Annotated in this window: 3 protein-coding genes; all 3 read right to left on the bottom strand. The window is 48.9% G+C overall.

Annotation, left to right across the window (positions count from 1 at the left end; translation table 11 throughout):
• Window positions 1-291: 291 nt before the first annotated feature.
• Genes K2I50_RS00780 through K2I50_RS00790 form a run of 3 tightly spaced genes read right to left on the bottom strand, consistent with a single transcriptional unit; the run spans window position 292 to window position 3,911 of the window.
• Window positions 292-1,998 (bottom strand): acyl-CoA dehydrogenase family protein, encoded by a 1,707-nt coding sequence (locus K2I50_RS00780; RefSeq protein WP_301024347.1) that lies wholly within the window; start codon window positions 1,996-1,998, stop codon window positions 292-294.
• Window positions 1,998-3,026 carry an electron transfer flavoprotein subunit alpha/FixB family protein gene (locus K2I50_RS00785; protein WP_301024348.1) on the bottom strand — a complete coding sequence of 343 codons (1,029 nt, stop codon included), beginning with the start codon at window positions 3,024-3,026 and terminating at the stop codon, window positions 1,998-2,000. The genes K2I50_RS00780 and K2I50_RS00785 overlap by 1 nt, the downstream gene beginning before the upstream one ends.
• A 12-nt stretch (window positions 3,027-3,038) precedes the next feature.
• Complete coding sequence (locus tag K2I50_RS00790) at window positions 3,039-3,911, bottom strand: electron transfer flavoprotein subunit beta/FixA family protein (protein ID WP_301024349.1); 873 nt, start codon at window positions 3,909-3,911, stop codon at window positions 3,039-3,041.
• Window positions 3,912-4,025: the final 114 nt, after the last annotated feature.

Here is a 4,025-nt window from a genome sequence, read left to right on the forward strand (position 1 = left end):
CCTCAAGAGGCACTTCACCCTCTGATGCCCCCTACTCTTTCTCTCGCGATGATGCCAAAGCAGCAGGAATCAAATAAGAGCTCTAAATATCATAAAAAGAATCAGCCATTTAGCCTTAGATGCTAAATGGCTGATTCTTTTTTACACATATATATTAAACCGGGGAATAAAATCATTCAGTCCTATGAGTACAGGCACCTTAGTCTACTCAAATACTTTCAGCCCCCATTAAAAGGAATGGAGCACCGAACAAACCATTCAGTGCTCCATCCAATTTTATTATATATATCCTTATGCCTGCTTGTATATAGCTGTTTCGGCAGGATTGAAGCGATTGATGAAGTCAGCATGCTTGATTACTTCAGCCTGGGCAAGATTGAAGTAAACGCGTGCGCTGGCATCAAACAATTCGGCATTGCGAGATGCATCCAGTATAAGCAAGTGGCTCATAATTATGTTACCGGCCATCTCAACAAGGCGACGTGCCATAAAATCAAGATATGCGGGATCGTTAGCTTCAGTCACCTTCTTCACACACTCCTCGTAAGTAGCGGTAAGACGGGCAAGTTCGTCGCGCAACGGCTTATAGGTATGTCCGATTTCCTGAGCCTCATATGTACGGATGAGATTGAGGTAAGTGCCGGTTGTCACGTGGCGGATAGCGGCGACAACCTGGAGCTGTGTGGTACCCTCGTAAATAGAGGTGATGCGTGCGTCGCGATATATACGCTCACATGCATAATCCTTCATGAAGCCGGATCCGCCGTGAATCTGAATAGCATCATATGCATTCTGATTGGCATACTCACTGCCAAGGCCCTTTACGAGAGGGGTACATGCATCAGCAAATTTGCTATAGTATTTTGCTTCCTTGCGTTCTTCCGGAGTAAGAGAGCGCTCTTTGGCAATATCATCGTAAATCTTATAGATATCGACAAAGCGGGAGCACTCGTAAAGCAGCGAGCGTGAAGCCTCAAGTTTTGCCTTCATTACCGAAAGAATCTCGTATACCGCCGGGAATTCGATAATAGCCTTGCCGAACTGCTTGCGATCGCGGGCATAAGAAAGAGCCTCACGATAAGCAGCCTCTGAAATACCTACAGACTGCGCTGCAATACCGAGACGGGCACCGTTCATGAGCGCCATCACATACTTAATCAGGCCAAGTTTGCGCGAGCCGCAGAGTTCAGCCTTTGCATTGCGATAAACGAGCTCGCAGGTAGGAGAACCCTTGATACCCATCTTGTTCTCGATACGACGCACGGTGACTCCACCGTCGCGTTTGTCATAGATGAACATCGACAGGCCGCGGCCATCCTTTGTACCATCCTCAGAACGTGCAAGCACCAGATGTATATCACTGTCACCGTTGGTGATGAAACGCTTCACACCATTCAGACGCCAGGTGCCATCGGGCTGTTCAGTGGCTTTGAGCATCACCGACTGGAGGTCAGAGCCAGCGTCAGGCTCGGTAAGGTCCATAGACATGGTCTCACCCTCGCATACACGGCTTATGAAACGGCTCTTCTGGTCTTCATCGGCAAATTCATAGATTGTTTCGGCACAATCCTGAAGTCCCCAGAGATTTTCAAATCCGGCATCCGCACGGCTAACGATATCGGCAGCCATGATATAGGGAGTAATCGGGAAGTTGAGACCTCCGAAGCGACGGGGCATAGCCATACCCATCAGGCCGGCCTTACGGCATGCATCAAGGTTTTCGGCTGTAGCATCGGCATACTTAACACGTCCGTCGATTACCTGAGGACCCTGATGGTCAACAGACTCAGCGTTAGGAGCTATAATATTGCCGGTAATCTCACCTACGATATCGAGTACCTTGTCGTAGGAATCCATGGCATCATCGAAGTTGAACGGAGCATAATCATACTTGTCAGCTTCGGTAAAATTGCGTTCTTTGAGGGCGACAATCTTACCCATAAGAGGATGGGTAAGGTGGTGCTTTAGAGCGGGATTGTCGTTATAAAAATTTGCCATTACTTCGAATTTTTCTTGTAATACTTAATGAGTTTGGGCACGACATCCTCCACATTGCCGGTGATTACATAATCGGCTATGGTATTGATAGGTGCGTTGGGGTCATTGTTGACCGAGATGATAATAGAACTTTCCTGCATGCCGGCAATGTGCTGAATCTGGCCGGAGATGCCGCATGCGATATACAGCTTGGGACGCACGGTGACGCCTGTCTGACCAATCTGACGGTCGTGTTCGGCGAATCCGGCATCGACTGCTGCACGCGAAGCACCGACTTCAGCGCCAAGGGTTGCGGCGAGGTCATGCAACATGTCGAAACCCTCTTTGGAACCCATACCATAACCGCCACACACGATTATCGGAGAGTTCTTTATATTGATTTTCGACTTTTCGATATGACGGTCGATGATTTCTACTACAAAATCCTCGGGTTTTACATACTTGTCGGCCTCAAGATTAACTACGACACCTTTATATGCAGGGTCTTTTATCTCTTTCTTCATCACGCCCTCACGTACGGTAGCCATCTGGGGACGATGATCCGGATTGACGATAGTGGCCACGATATTTCCTCCGAATGCAGGACGAATCTGATAAAGGAGGTCGGTATAGCTTTTGCCGGTCTTGGGATCAGTATGGTCGCCGATTTCAAGCGATGTACAGTCGGCGGTCAGACCGCTGTGAAGACAAGAGCTGACACGAGGACCGAGGTCACGGCCGATGCATGTAGCGCCCATAAGGCAAATCTGGGGCTTGATTTCCTTGAAGAGGTTGATGAGTACTGCCGCATGGGGGTTGGATGTATAGGGATAGAGACGAGCGTCTTCTACCTTATAGACCACATCCACGCCATAGGGAAAGAGCGAATCCTCGATACCGTTGAGTTTATCGCCTATTACCAATGCTTCCAGTTTAACGCCGAGCTTGTCGGCGAGCACGCGGCCCTTGGTCAGAAGTTCGAGGCTCACATCGGCTACTTTGCCATGCTCATACTCGCAATATACTATGAGATTGTTGTTGTCGTTCATGATTCAATAAAATTAGCCGATAGTATGGTTGACGATAAGCTCTTTGATGAGATCCTCAATCTGGGCGTCATCATCTGTGAGAGTACGGCTCTCCTTGGCGGTAAATACTACATTTTCGATGGCTTTCACTTTTGTCGGAGAGCCGGCCAGACCAATCTGTGCAGGATCAGCATCTACATATGCGGCGCTCCACTCCTGGAGGTTAAGATACGGACGCGCATCAACCAAAGCCTGGATTTCAGGAGAGAGATTGCCTTTCTCTGAAGGAGATACTGCATATTTGTATTTCTGTACACGCTTAGCATTACGTGGACGGCACTCGGCAGCCGAACCGTTGACAGTGACTACACATGGCAGCGGAGCCACAACAGTCTCCACACCACCCTCAATGCGACGCTTTACTGTCACCTTGCCATCCTTGAGGTCAAGAATTTCTTCAGCATATGTCACCTGGGGAATACCAAGTTTCTCGGCAATCTGAGGACCCACCTGTGCGGTGTCGCCATCAATAGCCTGACGGCCTCCGAGAATTATGTCATAGTTGCCAAACTTCTTCACAGCCTGAGCCAAAGAATAAGAGGTGGCAAGTGTGTCGGCACCGCCAAGTGTACGGTCGGTCAGTACAATACCGGTATCGGCACCACGATAAATGGCTTCACGAATAATTTCAGCAGCACGGGGCAGACCCATGGTAAGAAGGGTCACTGTAGAGCCGGGATTGGCATCCTTGAGACGAAGTGCCTGCTCCAGAGCATTCAAGTCCTCCGGGTTGAAGATTGCAGGAAGGGCGGCACGATTGATAGTGCCGTCGGCCTTCATGGCATCTTTGCCCACATTGCGGGTGTCAGGCACCTGCTTGGCGAGCACGATGATGTTAAGACTCATACTTTTAAGGTTATTAGATATATTAAGTTGATTTATTCGGTTGATTATCACTCATAGCTTGTACCGTCAAAGCAATGGGTACATACCTTGCATTTAGGCAGACCGATAGCCTTG

The organism is Muribaculum sp. (assembly GCF_029051885.1).
Taxonomy (GTDB): domain Bacteria; phylum Bacteroidota; class Bacteroidia; order Bacteroidales; family Muribaculaceae; genus Muribaculum.